Origin of the sequence: Synechococcus sp. OH2 (assembly GCF_047462155.1) — a bacterium.
Taxonomy (GTDB): Bacteria; Cyanobacteriota; Cyanobacteriia; order Thermostichales; family Thermostichaceae; genus Thermostichus.
Window position 1 is genome coordinate 1 of record NZ_JANSIR010000006.1, and the last position, 15,097, is coordinate 15,097.

Here is a 15,097-nt window from a genome sequence, read left to right on the forward strand (position 1 = left end):
CCCCAACAGCCACCGCCGCCTGGCGCTGGGCAGCAGCGCCCTGGCCTGGATCCCTTAGAGAAACGGGGGAGAGCGAGGGGGCGGTAATCCCCCTCGATTCATCGGGGGATCCACGGCCCCCCTGTTCGGTCGTTCCAGCTGGGGTGTCACGGAGTCCACGAACTGAAGCTCGGCGGTAGCTCCTTGCGCGTCTCTTGAAGGGGACGCAGAGGTTGCGCAACTCTTCCCTCCCCCTATCAAGCCGAGGCTTTCAGTTTGGTTAACCTATCTGCAGTCAGCTACTTTACAGGATCTCAGAGGCATCTAGGGGGTAGAGGGGCGGTGGTGCTGGGAAAAGCTGTTTGCCTAGGAGAAGGGCAAGTACTGGGGGGATCCAAGCAAAAAGCTTCTCGGATCCCTTGATAAGGGTCTATATCTCTGTTAAGCGAGCATGAACTTTTTTAACGATCCGGATAGCGGCTGCTGAGAGGAGAACTGAGGCCCCGTAGAATGAATCCCAAAATTCCAGGCAGGACCTTCGGACATGGATTACATTCGCACCTTTAACGACGATCCCTGCGAGGGCCATCTTTCGACGCCTATCAGCGATTCTCCTGTCACCCGTCTGTTTATCAACAACCTCCCCATCAACCGTCCTGGCCTATCGCCGCTGTTGCGGGGGCTGGAGATTGGGTTGGCGCATGGCTATTTTTTGGTGGGGCCAGAAATCGTGGTGGGCCCGCTGCGGGACTATCCTGAGGCAGCTAATTTGGGTGGGCTGGTCACGGCGATGGCAATTGTGTTGCTGGGAACCGCCTGCATGTCGGCCTATGGCAGCGTTACCTTTGGAAACAAGCCGGAAACGCCGGGAGCCAATCCTCTATCTACGGCGCGTGGCTGGGGGGATCTGACGGCAGGATTTTTCTTGGGAGGCATGGGCGGCGTCTTTGCTGCCTACTTCCTGTTGGAGAACTTTGCCGGGATCGACGCCATCTTTCGAGGGTTGGTGAATTAGTTGTCAAGCTTGTCAAGACACTGGAGAGGAGCAAAACTATGACCGGTTCTTACGCTGCTGCTTATCTTCCTTGGATTTTCGTCCCCATTGTCGGTTGGCTGCTGCCGGCAGTGGCCATGGCCGTGCTCTTTTTGTACATTGAGCGCGACTAACTTGTTCTAGTCTCAATGGGTCTTAGAAGAGGGATCCCTGGGGAAGGGATCCCTTGCTTTTTGGGGAGACCTTTATCCCCGCTGCCGTCTTCCCAAAAGCTAGGGCAGTACCCGGCAAAGGTTGAGTCTTCTTGTCCTTGGGAAGGGGAAACTTCCAAAGACAGGATCCAGCGAGCTGATCCCATGCCAACACGGAAAAAGGCAGCTTGCGCAACACCCTTTCAAGTTCAACGAGAAGGAGGAGTCGATGGCCAGCCTTAACTTTCCAGCCCTGCGTATTGGCGATCCCATTCAAGAGGGCAGCTTTCAGGTTTTTCCCCTCTTTTCTGAGGGGGATCAGGAAGTTGCCTATCGCCTTCCTGAACTGCAGCTCAAGGAAGCAACCATCACCGAGGTGAGCGAGGCCGGAGCCGTGCCTCAGCTAGTTGTGGAAAACCACAGTGAGTCTCTGTTGCTGCTGGTAGAAGGCCAGGAGCTGATAGGAGCCAAACAAAACCGGGTTCTCAACACCACCGTCCTAATCAAGCCAAAAAGCAAGGTTACAATACCCGTTTCCTGCGTAGAAGCTGGGAGGTGGCACTTCCATTCTCGCGAGATGAGCGATGCCGAGCACTTTGTCCCCAACAAGTTGCGGCACGAGTTAAAAAGGGGTGTCTTCCAGTCGCTGAAAAACAAACTTGGCCATCGCTCAGAGCAGGGAAGAGTATGGGACACCGTTGCCTATCTTCACCGCGAGCTTGGTGTTAGCTCCCCTACTGCCGCCCTTGATGCTGCCTATGTAACCTACAATCGGGAGCTCGAGAAGTTCCGCAAAGACATTGACTACGTCAAAGGAGCAACTGGCCTAGCCATTGCCATAGGTGGTCGTGTGCGCTCGCTGGATCTCTTCGGAACGGCGCAGATTTGCAGCCGGTTGTGGCCTCGCCTGGTAGCTGGTCTAGCCATCGAGGCCCTGCGAGCAGCCCCCTCGCAAGCCAAGGTCACCTCTGAGGATGTTCTCAAATACTGGGCCAACATAACCCAATGGCCTTGGGAAGCGGTAACGACTGTGGGCGAAGGCCAGGAGTACCGGGCAGAGTCGCAGCAAGGCGACCAAGGCTCAGCGCTGTTCTACGATGAAAAGCTGGTTTACCTGTCGGCAGTAGGGCCAGTCGTTTCTAAGTCCAGGGGATCCCCGGCAGGCTTCTTCCGTTCTGGCTGGGGGGCTTTCCTTGCTCTATGGTCATTAGATTGAAAGACTCCCCCACCGCTCCGCACTGCTACCCTCACCCCCGGCCCCTCTCCCTCTGGGAAAAAGTGCTCCGCATCCCTATCCCAGGCAACTCTGCCAGCTAGAGATCATGCCCTCGAGAGCAAGTTGCAAATCTTGAGTTAGCTCGGCTACTGCCTGTCTGGCTTCCTGGCGGCCTTGGCGGTACTGGCGTTCCCATCGCTGGCTCACCAAGATGGGATCCCCCACCGTAACTTGAACTTCTCGCCAACCCAGGCGAGGCCGGGCCGGGTAGGGATCGCCGCGCAGGCGGGCCAAGACATCAAACAGGATCAGGGCACTTTCTGCCAGCCGCTCAAAAGAAGGCTTACTCAGCAAGTACTCTTCTTGCACGGCCACGCAGCTTTCCACCAGGCGCATGTGCTGTAGGTAGAGGGTGGCCTGCTGGGCTTTCCAGTCGAGCAACCCCCGCTGCAGCGGAGCCAGGGATCCAGGATGCCGCAATTCTTCTCGGTAGATCTGGGTCCAGGCGGCTTCTTCGATGCGGCGGCAGCGGCTGTTCCAATCCCCTTGGGGAGATAGGCCAAAGTAGGTCTCGGCCGTCTGCAGCGCCGTGTGGAGCAGCCGCTCCAGGCGGGCGTTGAAAGGCTCCCCAGAGGGAAGAGGGGGAAGGCCGTAAAACGTTTCCATCTGGGCCAGCAGGTGGTGGGCCAGGCCACAAATCCGCTGAGCCCAGTGGCGGTTTGCGGAAGGCTTGGGAGCCGCCGGCGGCGTCAGGCCACTGAGGCGCTCGAGGTGGCTTAGCAGGCGCTCCAGCTTTTTCCAAGAAGGCTTCAGGTAGCGGTATTGGATCCCGATGGGCACCACAACCACCTTCTCCGAACGACCGGCTTTGGCCAGGTCTTCGGCACACCAAAAGGCCAGCTGCGCTGTTCCCGGCTCCAGAGGATTGACCCGCTCGCTGTGGCCATTGGTGGCCCCTTCCGGCGCGATCCCAAAAGGAAACTGGCCCTCCAGCAGTAGGCGCCGCGCCGCCGCTAGTGCCAGCCGATCCACCCGCCGTCCCCGGTGCACAGGGATCCCGCCCAGGCGAGACAGAAGCCACCCTAGCCACTCGCCCCCCCAAAGAGGCATGCCCCGGTCGTAGAGAAAATGGGCGTGAATGGGTTTGCGGAGGGGGATCCCTTGGCGACGGGCAGCCTGGGGCACCAGGCGAGAGAGCACGTAGAGGCCCACCAGGGGGTCATCCACCTCCACATGGCGGAAAGCGAGGATCAGCCGGATCTGGCCCGCCTGAAACTGGTGGTAGAGCTGCGCCAGGGTCTGCACGCCCCTAGCCTCGATTTTGGCAATGCCGGAAGGAAGCCAGGGCCGCACCCTCAGCCGCAACAGCAGTGGCAGGATCCCGTGGACAAGCCGCAGCACCCAGGGGCTGTAGGCCGGCGGGATAAAGTCTAGGGGGGGACGGGCAAAAGAGGGAGGTGGTGGCGAAAACAAGGCTTTTTCTCAAATACTGAATTGCTCAAGCTAGGCCCAATCAAATCCCCATCCAATCGATCGGGTTATGGTCGTTTCAAATTTACCCTCACCCCCGGCCCCTCTCCCTAAGGCATCCCTCACCCGCGGCCCCTCTCCCTAAGGCATCCCTCACCCCCGGCCCCTCTCCCTGAGGGAGAGGGGAGGAGGGCCAGATAGCGCTGTTTGGGTTTCGGTGCGACAAGAGGCTGAGTGCCTTTCTCTCTCTAACTCAGGGTGGCTACGGGCTGGGCCTCTACCAAAAGTTGCTGGGTTTGCAAGTCGAAGATAGTGGCCAGCAGCCGCCGCGAGGCATCGACGGCAAATTCCACCTTGAGGCGATCTTCTCCTGCCCGGCCTGGGGGTTGCAGGCGGGCCAGACAAGCCGGCTCGGCGCCAGGGGCCAGGGATCGAAAATCGGTTTGTCGAGTGAGTTGGCGGCTGCTCATGCGCCCCAGCTCGTCGTAAACCACCTCGGCTTGGGCCACCTGAGCCACTTCTCCCACATCGAGGCGAATTTCGGTTTGCCCGTCGTTGGCCACCTGCAAGATCAAGGGCTCGGAGCGTCGGCAGGGGTAGGGGCTGCCCTGCTCAAACAGAGGGTAGTAGATATAGCTTTTTTGCAAGGGATCCCAGAGGCGGATGGCGTAGCTGTGGTGCAGGCGATCCTCCAGCTTAACTTGGCGGCCCACCTGCAGGGCGCCCAAGGCCACAGCGTCGAAGGGGCGTTCGCAGCGGACTTTCTTTTTGCCAAAGTAGGAGCGGAGCAGCTCTTGGACTGCCGGCAGTTGGGAGCTGCCTCCCACCAGGAGCACCTGCTCAATTTGGCCTTTGCCCACTCCCCTGGCCTGGGCAGTGAGGAGCACCTCGTCTAGGCACTGGCGGATTTGATCCAAGAGCTGGTGGGTTTCTAGAATCTCCTCCAGCACCTGCCGATCCAACTGCAGCTCATAGGCAGTTAGGGCTTCGTCGTCAAACCAACTGCCCACCGCCTTGGGCTGGGCAGAAAGGGCGATCTTGAGCTGTTCTGCCTGCTCCAGAAGGGTAATCCAGCTCAGGGCTCCCAGCTGCTGCCGGCTCAGCCCCAGTTGCCCCAGCAGGTATTCGGCAATCCAGATGTCGATGTCCAATCCGCCCACGTAGGCATCTGCCTTGGCGATTACCTCTGCCTTGAGGACGGGGTTGCCCGGCTGGGGGGGAAGGGTGCGCACCAGGCTGAGATCCAAGGTGCCGCCACCGAAATCCACCACCAACACGATGGATCCCGGCTGGCCAACCGCATAGCCCAGGGCAGCGGCAGTGGCCTCGTCCACAATCTGAACGGGATCCCCGGCCACCCTCCGCAGCCAGTTTAAGTAGCGCTCAAAAGAGCCGACGGGAGCTGTAAATACCACCTGTTGCGGCTGCGGGTACTCTTGTTGGATGGCTTCCATCACCGCCTGCAAAAAAGCCTGGGCCACCCTCTCGGCATCGTAGCGCTCTCCATCGAGAACTCGCGGCGGGGGCACAAACTCCGCCACCAGATCCCGCTTGAAGCCCTGAAACAAGCGCTGCGGATCCACTGCCCCCCACCGCCCGGCGCGCACGGTTTCCCCCACCAAGAGCTGGCCTTTTCCCTTGACGTAGACCAGGCTGGGAATAGCCGCGTAACCGGGGCGGGAGAGGCCGGGAAGGCTGAGCAGGCGGGGCGCTTCTTGGACGGGATCCCAAACCGCCACAACCGTATTGCTGGTGCCAAAATCAATAGCCAGCGTCGCTTTGGGGACGGGTGCCATCAGCTCAATCCTCCGGGCAGGGAGTGACTAACTTTGGCCGGGCAGAGAATGCGATCGCCGCAGCGGTAGCCGACAAAGCGGATATAGACGGGATCCCCGGGCCGAATGTCCGGCTGATCCGGCTGGTGCAGTTGCGGGTCGAAGGGGACGGATTCAAGAGGGCTGCCGATGGCTTCATACCCCCACTGCTGCAGCAGGGCATCCAGCGACCGGAACAGAGCCGTCACGTTCTGGGCCGGCCAATCCGGCTTGCGCCGGGCAATCTCGCGGACGGTGGGGTAGCTGGTCAGCAGCGGCTGCAGCAGGGAGAAGATTGCCTCTGCATTGTCAGAGCCCCTTCCGCCGCCAAGCAGGGATCCCACGTCCCACTGGAGAGCGGCAGCCAACTTCTGCAGTTGCTCCAGGCGCAGGGATCCCCACTGCCCTTGGCGCACCTGATCGAGGGCGCGGCGGCTGATCCCTGCTTGAGCTTGCAAGGCCTGCCATGAGGAAAGGCCAACGGCTTGCATCCGTTCCCGCAGCCAACTGTCCAGCGGTCTCTCGGCCATTGGGTTTTGCCAGGGATCCCTATGATCATGCCCCAACTGGGGCCTGGGTCAGGGATCCCCAAAGCGCAGGGAGCGGGCTATGGCTTCCACATCCCGGTCGTAGCGCTCGCGCCGGCTGGCCGGATAGACCAATTCAAAGCCAGCCTCTAGAGAGGGGCGGACAAGCTTTTTGAGATAGAAAATCCGCAAACTGCCTGGCTCGTAGCCGGAGACCACGAAAAAATCCCGACCGGCAACTTGATAGGTAACCCGGCGTCCGCTTTCTCGGCTGCGCTGCAACTCCTCTTGCAGGGCGCTGGCGGGCGTTGCTTGAAAAATATTGTACCCACCCCAAACGCGGAGCTCAGCCCCCTCTTCGCCGACAAACACCTGACCGTCGCCGCTATCGGATTCCCCTTGGGGGACAAAATCGGCCGGATAGTCGAGGCGATAGCCAAAGCGGGCATTGATGTAGGGCTGAAAACTTGACTGGGCCAGTACCAAAAGAGCGGGTGAGGCCAGAGCCGGGATCCCTTTTCCCACAAAGAGAGCGGCGAGCAGACAGGGTAAGCAAGCAGCAGATCTCATGGTTTCGAGTTTTTCGGATCTGCGGCCATTCTAGGCTCCTTTTTTCTAAACTGCTGCTGGCAAAGGGATCCCTCACCCCCAACCCCTCTCCCACAGGGAGAGGGGAGAAGGATAGGGTTTCCAGCTTGTTGATTTGATGTCGATTAACTCCGCCGGTCGCTATCGAGGTTTTGCCCGGAGCGCAGCAGTTCAATCTTTTCTCTAGCTCGCTGGATAGCGGCGCAGTTGTCCACTGCTGCCCAGGTGGAGGCCAGAAAAAGTCCAGGGAGAGAAACTTCTCCTTCTTCGTCGCCAAACAACACGCCGTTCGCGTCAGCGGGACGGAGTCCTTACAAAAATGCACCACCCCAAAAAGACCATCAGCGCTTTCCATCGCCGCGTATAAATGTAGGCTGCAAAAGCCAGCAATAACGACAAAAAGATTGCCACTCCCTGAGACTTTTGAGAAAGGGCATAGGTGCGGCGTAGTTCTTCGTCTATGCGCTTTTGATCTTCTTGCTGGAGCAACTCTTGCAGATGCTTGTCCATAAAGGCCGCTCCCCAAAATCAGACGGCCTCATCCTAAAGATCCCTGGAAGTCCCCTATTCAAAGCCGGTTTTGGCGGGATCCCACCCTCTAGGGCGGCAAACAGTCGCCTTCCCACGTTTCCGACTTTTGTAAAATAGGGAGGCCTGTCTCCTATTGCCGGCTGCCCAGCCCGCACCAACAGATTTGCCATGACCTCAACTCCTCTTGCTGCTGCCCACGCTGTTGCTTGGGATCCCCTTGACCCGCAGGTGCGCCCGGATCCCCAGGGCCGGTTTGGGCCGTTTGGGGGCCGCTTTGTACCGGAAACCCTGATGAGCGCCCTGACGGAGCTGGAGGAAGCCTTTGAGCGGCACTGGCAGGATCCCGAGTTTCGCGCCGAGTTGCACAGCTTGTTGCGGGATTTTGTCGGGCGGCCCAGCCCGCTTTACTTTGCCCAGCGGCTTACCGAACACTACGGCGGCCCCCAGATCTACCTCAAACGGGAAGACCTCAACCACACCGGCGCCCACAAGATCAACAACGCCCTCGGCCAAGTGCTGCTGGCGGTGCGCATGGGCAAGCGGCGGATCATCGCCGAGACCGGCGCCGGCCAACATGGGGTGGCCACAGCAACGGTGTGCGCCCGCTTCGGCCTGGAATGCGTCATCTACATGGGGGCGCTGGACATGGAGCGGCAGGCCCCCAACGTGCAGCGGATGCGCCTGTTGGGCGCTGAGGTGCGCGGGGTGGAAGCCGGCACGGCCACCCTCAAAGATGCCCTCTCCGAGGCCATCCGCGACTGGGTAACCCATGTGGAGACCACCCACTACGTCATTGGCACGGTGGCCGGGCCCCACCCCTACCCGAAGCTGGTGCGGGCCTTTCACGATGTCATTGGCCAGGAGACGCGGCAGCAGTGTCAGGAGAAATGGGGAGGGTTGCCGGACGTGTTGCTGGCCTGTGTGGGCGGCGGCTCCAATGCCCTGGGCCTGTTCAACGAGTTTATCCGCGATCCCCAGGTGCGGCTCATCGGTATTGAGGCTGCCGGGGAGGGTTTGCACACATCCCGCCACGCCGCCACCCTCAACCGCGGTCGCATTGGGGTCTTGCACGGGGCCATGAGCTACCTGTTGCAAGATGAAGAAGGCCAGGTGCAGGAGGCCCATTCCATCAGCGCCGGCCTGGATTACCCTGGCGTAGGGCCGGAGCACAGCTACCTAAAAGAGATTGGGCGGGCCGAGTACTACGCGGTTACCGACGACGAGGCGGTGGAAGCGCTGCTGCTGCTGTCGCGCCTGGAAGGGATCATCCCTGCTCTGGAGACAGCCCATGCCCTGGCCTACCTGAAGACTTTGGCGCCGCAGCTTGGCCCCCAGCAGCGGGTGGTGGTCAATTGCTCCGGGCGAGGCGACAAGGATTTGAACACCGTTTTCCAGTACCTGCAGCAGCGGGGGCGTAGCCTAGCCTAGAGTTGGGTTGCCAACCCTCTCTCCCTTGCCAAGGGGATCCCTGCCCATGTCCACCTTTGCCGTTCGCCTGCTCGGCCTACTGACCTTGTTTCTGGGGGCGGGGCTAGTGCTGCTGGTTGGATCCCAGCCAGAGGTTTCCGGGCGCGTTGGCGGGATCCCGTCCCCGGCCACGACTTTCTGGGCAGGCGCCTTGGTCGACCCCAGGGAGGAAGAGGCGAAGGGGACAGGGATCCCCGCTCCCGGCCAGCCGCCACCCCTTCCTGAGACGCTGCCGGCCCTGGCGCGGCAGGCCATCGCCCACTACTTCGCCACTGGCCAGGTGCTGCCCGCCCCAGAAGAGATCCCGCCCCACTGGCGGCGCCCGGCGGGAGTTTTTGTTACGGTGACCAGGGAGGGGCGGCCCCGCGGCTGTTGGGGCAGCTTGGATCCCGGCGGCGAGGATCTGGCCAGGGCCACCATCCGGGCAGCGGTGGGGGCTGTTACCCGCGACTGGCGCTATCCGCCCCTGCGACCTGGGGAGCTGGAGTCGGCGTCCATCCAGGTGGCCATCGTGCGACGGGTGGTGCCCATCCCCTCGCTGGAGCAGGTGGATCCCACCCGCATGGGCCTGTTCATTCGCACGGGCACGCGGGGGGCGGTGTTGCTGCCCGGAGAAGCCCTGACAACGGAATGGCAGCTTTCCACCGCCAAAAGGTTGGGCGGGATCCCTGCGGATCAGCCAGTGGAGCTGTTTCGCGTGGAGGCGGAGCTGCTGCATGAGTTTTGAGGCCCAACCCGACCGGTGGCTGGCGGCGGTGCTGGGCAACACCCACGTGCGCTGGGGCTGGTTTGTGGGGGAGACCTTGGTCAAGGTGGAACAGTTCCCTGCCCACCGGCCCTTGTCCTGGCCGGAAGAGACGGAGCTGTGGCTGGCTGCCGTTGGCTCTGCCCCTTTGCCGCCGGGATCCCCGTGGGTGCATTGCCTTGGACTCTCCCAGGTGCCGCTGCGGGATCCCTACCCCGGCCTGGGGCTGGATCGGGCGCTGGCCGTCTGGGCTGCCGGCATCCACTACGGCTGGCCCTGTCTGGTCATCGACGCCGGCACCGCCCTAACCCTGACGGGGGCTGACCCGGAGGGATCCCTGCTGGGAGGGGCGATCCTGCCCGGCCTAGGGCTGCAGGCACAGGCACTGGCCGACCACACCGCCCGCCTGCCCAAAGTGGAGTGGGAGGCAGCGGATCCCTTGCCCCCCCGCTGGGCCAGGGACACTGGGGCTGCCATCCGCAGCGGCATTCTCCACACCCTGCTGGCCGGCTTGCAGGACTTCATCGCCGACTGGCGGCGCCGCTTTCCCCAGGGGCCCCTGCTGGTAACCGGCGGCGATGGCGAGCTGCTCTACCCCCACCTGCGCCCCCTGGACAGGGAACTGCACTGGGATCCCCACCTGGTGTTGCGGGGGATTGCCGGCTGCCGTCAGTTGCACCGCGCTGCTCGGCAGTTCCCTGGTGCAGAATAGAAAGCAGTCGCTTGGGGTTTATCCCCAACCCTAGAGCTCGCTCAGGCCTCCAAGGACTCTGTCCTGCTAGCGCAAACGGAGCGGGCAGCTTCTCTACCTCTTGGCAACCCGGGGATCCCATGGCCAACGGCAACTCCTTCGGTGTCTTGTTTTGCGTCACCACCTACGGCGAGTCCCACGGGGGGGCGGTGGGGGTGGTGGTGGACGGCTGCCCACCGCGGCTGCCCTTGAGCGAGGCCGACATCCAGGCGGAGCTGGATCGGCGCCGCCCTGGCCAGAGCTCCATCACCACGCCGCGCCAGGAGGCGGATCGCTGCGAGATCCTCTCCGGGGTTTTCCAGGGCTTTACGCTGGGCACACCCATCCACATCCTGGTGCGCAACCAGGATGCCCGCCCCCAGGACTACCGCGAAATGGCCACCACCTTTCGCCCTTCCCATGCCGACGCCACCTACCAGGCTAAGTACGGCATCCGCAACTGGCAGGGGGGAGGACGGGCCTCGGCGCGGGAGACCATTGGCCGGGTGGCCGCCGGGGCCATTGCCAAGAAGATCCTGCGTCTGGCGGCAGGAGTGGAGATCCTGGCCTATGTGCAGCGGGTCAAAGACGTGGAGGCGCAGGTGGATCCCAGCTCAGTAACAGCCGAGCAGGTGGAAGCCAACATTGTCCGCTGCCCCGACCCAGAAGCGGCGGCGGCAATGATTGAGAAAATCGAAGCAGCGGCGCTGGAAGGAGATTCTCTCGGGGGAGTGGTGGAGTGCGTGGCCCGCAATGTGCCCCGCGGGCTGGGCTGCCCCGTGTTTGACAAACTAGAAGCCGACCTGGCCAAGGCGGTGATGTCGCTGCCGGCCAGCAAGGGGTTTGAGATTGGGTCGGGGTTTGCTGGCACCTACCTGACGGGCAAGCAGCACAACGATGAGTTTTACATGACCCCCAGCGGCTGGCGCACCCGCAGCAACCGCTCCGGCGGCATCCAGGGGGGCATCAGCAACGGGGAAGATATCATCCTGCGGGTGGCCTTCAAGCCCACCGCCACCATTCGCCAGCCCCAAAGCACCGTCACCCTCGACGGGCAGGAGACGGTCTTGGCGGCGCGGGGGCGCCACGATCCCTGTGTGCTGCCGCGGGCGGTGCCGATGGTGGAGGCGATGGTGGCTTTGGTGCTCTGTGACCATCTGCTGCGCCACCACGGCCAGTGCGGATCCCTAGTCTTGCCGGAGGTGCCCATTCCTGCCGTTCCTGTGCCCCACAGTTAGCGGCAGCCGGTCGGAGCCCTTGCGGAGATCCTGATTGCGCCAGCGGGATCGAGTCTTTGTATCCTGAGAAAGAGGCGGGATCCCTGCTCATGGCCAAGGCCAAAACCGTCTGGGAGTGTAGCCAGTGCGGCGAGCGCTATCCCAAGTTTTTGGGCCGCTGCGACAACTGTGGCGCCTGGAATACCCTGACGGAGGTGGTTCTCACCCCCTCTTCCAAGTCTGGGTCACCCCAGCGTCTTGTCCCCCCGCCCAGCCGCGGCAGCGGGATCCCCCAGGCAGCCCTTCCTCTCGCTCAGGTGCACTCGGATCGCCACCCCCGCCTTTCCTCGGGCTTTGGCGAGTTCGACCGCGTGTTGGGGGGCGGCATTGTACCGGGATCCCTGGTGTTGATCGGCGGCGATCCGGGCATTGGCAAAAGCACTCTGCTGCTGCAGACTGCTGCTCATCTGGCCAAGGGCGGGCCTGTCTTGTACGTGTCGGGGGAGGAATCGGCCCAACAGATTAAGCTGCGTGCAGATCGCCTTAGCGGGACGGAGGGGCTGGGGATAGAAAGCAAGCAGCTCTACCTATTGGCCGAGACCGAGCTGGAGGCCATTCTGGCCGAGATCCAGGCTCTGCAGCCGCAGGTGACCATCATTGACAGCATTCAGGCCATCTTCTGGGGGCAGCTTAGCTCAGCGCCGGGATCCGTCTCCCAGGTGCGGGAATGTGCCGGCCTCTTGATGCGGGTGGCCAAAAAACTGGGGGTGGCCCTGCTCATCGTTGGCCATGTCACCAAAGATGGATCCCTGGCCGGGCCCAAGGTGCTGGAGCACTTAGTGGACACCGTCTTGTACTTCGAGGGGGATCGCTTTCAGAGCCACCGCCTGCTGCGCGCCGTCAAAAACCGCTTTGGGGCAGCCCAGGAAATCGGCGTTTTCGAGATGACTGCCTCTGGCTTGGTGGAAGTAGACAACCCCTCGCAGCTTTTTTTGAGCAGCCGGGATCAGGCCACGCCAGGAACAGCCACCATCGTTGCCTGTGAGGGCACCCGCCCTTTGGTGGTCGAGGTGCAGGCCCTGGTCAGCCCCACCAGCTACAGCTCCCCCCGCCGCACCGCCACCGGCATCGAGCCCAACCGCTTTCTGCAGATCTTGGCGGTGCTGGAAAAACGGGTGGGGATCCCGCTTTCCAAATACGACGCCTACATCGCCTCCGCCGGCGGCATCCAGGTGGCCGAGCCGGCTGCCGACTTGGGGGTGGCCGTGGCCGTGGCCGCCAGCTTCCGGGATCGCCAGGTGGATCCCTTCACGGTCTTGATTGGCGAGGTGGGCCTGGGGGGACAGGTGCGCCCGGTGCCGCAGTTGGAGCAGCGCCTCAAGGAAGCCGCCAAGCTGGGGTTCCGCCACGCCATCATCCCCAACAGCCCTGTTTTGGCCGACGCTGGCCTGCGCCTAAGCCGGGTGCAGCGGCTGCTGGAGGCCCTGCTGGTGGCTCTGCCCAGCTCCGAGCCTACCCAGTGAGAGGGGATCCCCAACTGGCGCAGCTCGGCAGTCGATCTTCCGCCGAGAACCAACCTGCGGGCAAATGTCTTCATATCTATAGCGTTATATAGTAAAGTTTAATGCAAGGACAGCGACTCGATCCCTGCTCGGGTGGGCACCCTATCCTACAGACACTGGCGAAAGATACTGACCAAGGATCGACCTATGGCGTTGGTAGCCCTGTTTATCTTCGTGGTGTACCTGATCGTCTCCCGCTTGAACGCCCAAGCAGAGCGCTAGCTGCTCTCCAAAAGGGATCCGGCCAAAGCTGAGGAGGTCTGGCAGGATTTTTTGTCTCTTGCTCTGCTCAAGGAGGCAAGCCAAGGGTTGGGCTTCTGTCTCTGGCGTGGGATTGGAGAAGCTCTCTGGTCACCCTTTTCCCAGCAGCCTTTGCTACCCTCGAGATGGTTTCATATCGGCTGATCGACAAACAACCGAGCAGCCCCTAGCAACCCTGCAAGGGATCCCGGCATCATGGTTTCTGCACCTTCTAGTCCCCTCAAGCCCTCGACACCAGCAGCGGAGTTTCCACCGCCGCCGCCACCGGATGTCAGCGACCTGACAATCGAGGACGACCAGCCTGTGGATAGCATCTACTCAGAGAAGCTGCAGCGCCTGCTCACCAGCGCCCTCTACGCTTCCTTCCAGCCCAGGGCCAAAGACAGCGGCGAGCCGATCCCCTTCTTGGCCACGGCCAACGTCGGCCTGTTCTACGCCCTCAAGCTGCCGCCGCTGGTGCCCGATGTCATGCTCAGCCTGGAGGTGGCTCCCCCCGCCAGCTTCGAGCGCAAGGAAGATCGCACCTACTTCGTCTGGGAGATGGGCAAGCCCCCCGACGTGGTCATTGAGATTGTCTCCAACCGCGAGGGGGAAGAGCTGGGTCGCAAACTCAGGGACTATGCCCGCGCTGGGGTGGCCTACTACGGGGTGTACGATCCTTTGCGGCAACTGCGGGAGTTACAGGGATCCCCGCTGGTTCTTTTTCAGCGGCGGGGGGGAGAGCTGGTTCCCTTCGATTCCACTTGGCTGGAGGAGATTGGCCTGGGCTTGACCCTCTGGCAGGGATCCTTCGAGGGCGTCAACACGGAATGGCTGCGCTGGTGTGACCGAGAGGGCCAAGTTTTGCCCACCGGCGACGAAAAGGCCGCCCTAGAGCAGCAGCGGGCCGAAAGAGAACGCCAACGGGCCGAAAGACTTTTGGAGCTGCTGCGTTCCCACGGGATCGCGCCGCCGGAAGAGTAAAAAAAGGATCCCGTCCGTTCCTGAAATCCTCTATTCCCTTTACTCCTATGTCCACTCTCCCCAGCAGCAGTGAAGCCGCCCAACGGGCCGCCCGTCTCGAGAAAGCCCGCCACCTGCAGGAGCAAGGGATCCTGCCCTATGCCTATTCTTTCCCGGTTACCCACCTGGCCGCTGAGTTGCAGGCCCAATTTGCCGATCTCGAGCCCGGCGCCGAGCGGGAGGATGTGCAGGTGGCCGTGGCCGGACGGATCCGGGCGCGGCGGGTCATGGGCAAACTGGCCTTTTTTACCCTTCAGGATCGCTCCGGCACCATCCAGCTCTACCTAGAAAAGCAACGGCTGACGGAGCACATGGGAGAGCTGGCTTTCAAGAACCTGGACAAGCTCCTCGACGTGGGCGACTGGCTGGGAGCCAAGGGCTGTCTCAAGCGCACTGAAAAAGGCGAGTTGTCGGTGCGGGTGGACGAGTACCAGGTGCTGACCAAGGCGCTGCTGCCCCTGCCCGACAAGTGGCACGGCCTACGGGATGTGGAGAAACGCTACCGCCAGCGCTACGTCGATCTCATCGTCAACCCCGAGGTGAAGCAAACCTTGCTCGACCGGGCCAAGATCGTCCGCTCCCTGCGGCAGACCCTGGAGGAGCAGGGCTTTGTGGAGATCGAGACGCCGGTGTTGCAGGTGATCCCCGGCGGGGCGGAGGCGCGGCCTTTCATCACCCACCACAACGCCCTGGATCTGGATCTCTACTTGCGCATCGCCACCGAGCTACACCTGAAGCGGCTGGTGGTGGGCGGGATCGAGCGGGTGTACGAAATTGGGCGGGTCTTTCGCAACGAAGGCATC

15 protein-coding genes are annotated in these 15,097 nt (G+C 62.2%); 10 read left to right on the forward strand and 5 right to left on the reverse strand.

All coding sequences use genetic code 11. The features are described 5' to 3' along the window. The first annotated feature begins 523 nt into the window (after positions 1-523). The 3 genes from NW835_RS00295 to NW835_RS00305 all read left to right on the forward strand — a co-directional run bounded on the left by NW835_RS00295 (position 524) and on the right by NW835_RS00305 (position 2,380). Positions 524-994: a photosystem I reaction center protein subunit XI gene (locus NW835_RS00295; RefSeq protein ID WP_414366901.1), complete on the forward strand. Its 471-nt coding sequence runs from the start codon at positions 524-526 to the stop codon at positions 992-994. Positions 995-1,032: 38 nt separating this feature from the next. After that, entirely contained in the window at positions 1,033-1,146 is a 114-nt protein-coding gene (locus NW835_RS00300) for a photosystem I reaction center subunit VIII (RefSeq protein WP_414360509.1), read from the forward strand. Between the two features lie 247 nt (positions 1,147-1,393). Continuing rightward, positions 1,394-2,380, forward strand: a complete 987-nt coding sequence (locus tag NW835_RS00305; protein WP_414366789.1) for an ARPP-1 family domain-containing protein — start codon at positions 1,394-1,396, stop codon at positions 2,378-2,380. A gap of 75 nt (positions 2,381-2,455) precedes the next feature. On the opposite strand, the gene NW835_RS00310 is transcribed toward NW835_RS00305, so the two are convergent. The 5 genes from NW835_RS00310 to NW835_RS00330 all read right to left on the reverse strand — a co-directional run bounded on the left by NW835_RS00310 (position 2,456) and on the right by NW835_RS00330 (position 7,289). Beyond that, on the reverse strand, positions 2,456-3,853 hold the full coding sequence (locus NW835_RS00310; RefSeq protein WP_414414217.1) for a 1-acyl-sn-glycerol-3-phosphate acyltransferase: 1,398 nt from the start codon (positions 3,851-3,853) through the stop codon (positions 2,456-2,458). A 245-nt stretch (positions 3,854-4,098) separates the two neighbouring features. Then, complete coding sequence (locus NW835_RS00315; RefSeq protein ID WP_414414218.1) at positions 4,099-5,646, reverse strand: Hsp70 family protein; 1,548 nt, start codon at positions 5,644-5,646, stop codon at positions 4,099-4,101. Then, positions 5,646-6,194 carry a helix-turn-helix domain-containing protein gene (locus NW835_RS00320; protein WP_414414219.1) on the reverse strand — a complete coding sequence of 183 codons (549 nt, stop codon included), beginning with the start codon at positions 6,192-6,194 and terminating at the stop codon, positions 5,646-5,648. The genes NW835_RS00315 and NW835_RS00320 overlap by 1 nt, the downstream gene beginning before the upstream one ends. A 48-nt stretch (positions 6,195-6,242) precedes the next feature. Beyond that, the gene (locus tag NW835_RS00325) at positions 6,243-6,761 is read right to left on the reverse strand and encodes a hypothetical protein (protein WP_414414220.1); all 519 of its coding nucleotides are present in this window, start codon (positions 6,759-6,761) and stop codon (positions 6,243-6,245) included. A gap of 312 nt (positions 6,762-7,073) precedes the next feature. Then, a complete protein-coding gene (locus NW835_RS00330) occupies positions 7,074-7,289 on the reverse strand; it encodes a hypothetical protein (RefSeq protein ID WP_414332928.1) in 216 nt (71 codons plus the stop codon). Positions 7,290-7,478: 189 nt separating this feature from the next. Between NW835_RS00330 and trpB the strand changes: the two genes are divergently transcribed. From trpB to NW835_RS00365, 7 genes are all read left to right on the forward strand, one after another. After that, the gene (gene trpB / locus NW835_RS00335) at positions 7,479-8,738 is read left to right on the forward strand and encodes a tryptophan synthase subunit beta (protein ID WP_414338227.1); all 1,260 of its coding nucleotides are present in this window, start codon (positions 7,479-7,481) and stop codon (positions 8,736-8,738) included. Positions 8,739-8,745: 7 nt separating this feature from the next. Continuing rightward, entirely contained in the window at positions 8,746-9,504 is a 759-nt protein-coding gene (locus NW835_RS00340; RefSeq protein ID WP_414414221.1) for an AMMECR1 domain-containing protein, read from the forward strand. Continuing rightward, a complete protein-coding gene (locus NW835_RS00345; RefSeq protein WP_414377136.1) occupies positions 9,494-10,234 on the forward strand; it encodes a pantothenate kinase in 741 nt (246 codons plus the stop codon). The genes NW835_RS00340 and NW835_RS00345 overlap by 11 nt, the downstream gene beginning before the upstream one ends. 119 nt (positions 10,235-10,353) lie before the next feature. Beyond that, positions 10,354-11,490, forward strand: a complete 1,137-nt coding sequence (gene aroC, locus NW835_RS00350; RefSeq protein WP_414414222.1) for a chorismate synthase — start codon at positions 10,354-10,356, stop codon at positions 11,488-11,490. An 89-nt stretch (positions 11,491-11,579) separates the two neighbouring features. Then, the gene (gene radA / locus NW835_RS00355; RefSeq protein ID WP_414414228.1) at positions 11,580-12,992 is read left to right on the forward strand and encodes a DNA repair protein RadA; all 1,413 of its coding nucleotides are present in this window, start codon (positions 11,580-11,582) and stop codon (positions 12,990-12,992) included. A gap of 495 nt (positions 12,993-13,487) precedes the next feature. After that, positions 13,488-14,255 carry a Uma2 family endonuclease gene (locus tag NW835_RS00360; RefSeq protein ID WP_414364411.1) on the forward strand — a complete coding sequence of 256 codons (768 nt, stop codon included), beginning with the start codon at positions 13,488-13,490 and terminating at the stop codon, positions 14,253-14,255. A 47-nt stretch (positions 14,256-14,302) separates the two neighbouring features. Further along, a partial coding sequence (locus NW835_RS00365; RefSeq protein WP_414414223.1) for an amino acid--tRNA ligase-related protein occupies positions 14,303-15,097 on the forward strand: 795 nt, incomplete at its 3' end.

What these genes read in the sequence shown, in the direction of transcription:
- NW835_RS00330 (WP_414332928.1), bottom strand. Translation starts at nt 7,289, where the DNA reads ATGGACAAGCATCTGCAAGAGTTGCTCCAGCAAGAAGATCAAAAGCGC.
- NW835_RS00295 (WP_414366901.1), top strand. Translation starts at nt 524, where the DNA reads ATGGATTACATTCGCACCTTTAACGACGATCCCTGCGAGGGCCATCTT.
- NW835_RS00320 (WP_414414219.1), bottom strand. Translation starts at nt 6,194, where the DNA reads ATGGCCGAGAGACCGCTGGACAGTTGGCTGCGGGAACGGATGCAAGCC.
- NW835_RS00325 (WP_414414220.1), bottom strand. Translation starts at nt 6,761, where the DNA reads ATGAGATCTGCTGCTTGCTTACCCTGTCTGCTCGCCGCTCTCTTTGTG.
- NW835_RS00300 (WP_414360509.1), top strand. Translation starts at nt 1,033, where the DNA reads ATGACCGGTTCTTACGCTGCTGCTTATCTTCCTTGGATTTTCGTCCCC.
- radA (WP_414414228.1), top strand. Translation starts at nt 11,580, where the DNA reads ATGGCCAAGGCCAAAACCGTCTGGGAGTGTAGCCAGTGCGGCGAGCGC.
- NW835_RS00315 (WP_414414218.1), bottom strand. Translation starts at nt 5,646, where the DNA reads ATGGCACCCGTCCCCAAAGCGACGCTGGCTATTGATTTTGGCACCAGC.
- NW835_RS00360 (WP_414364411.1), top strand. Translation starts at nt 13,488, where the DNA reads ATGGTTTCTGCACCTTCTAGTCCCCTCAAGCCCTCGACACCAGCAGCG.
- NW835_RS00345 (WP_414377136.1), top strand. Translation starts at nt 9,494, where the DNA reads ATGAGTTTTGAGGCCCAACCCGACCGGTGGCTGGCGGCGGTGCTGGGC.
- trpB (WP_414338227.1), top strand. Translation starts at nt 7,479, where the DNA reads ATGACCTCAACTCCTCTTGCTGCTGCCCACGCTGTTGCTTGGGATCCC.
- NW835_RS00305 (WP_414366789.1), top strand. Translation starts at nt 1,394, where the DNA reads ATGGCCAGCCTTAACTTTCCAGCCCTGCGTATTGGCGATCCCATTCAA.
- aroC (WP_414414222.1), top strand. Translation starts at nt 10,354, where the DNA reads ATGGCCAACGGCAACTCCTTCGGTGTCTTGTTTTGCGTCACCACCTAC.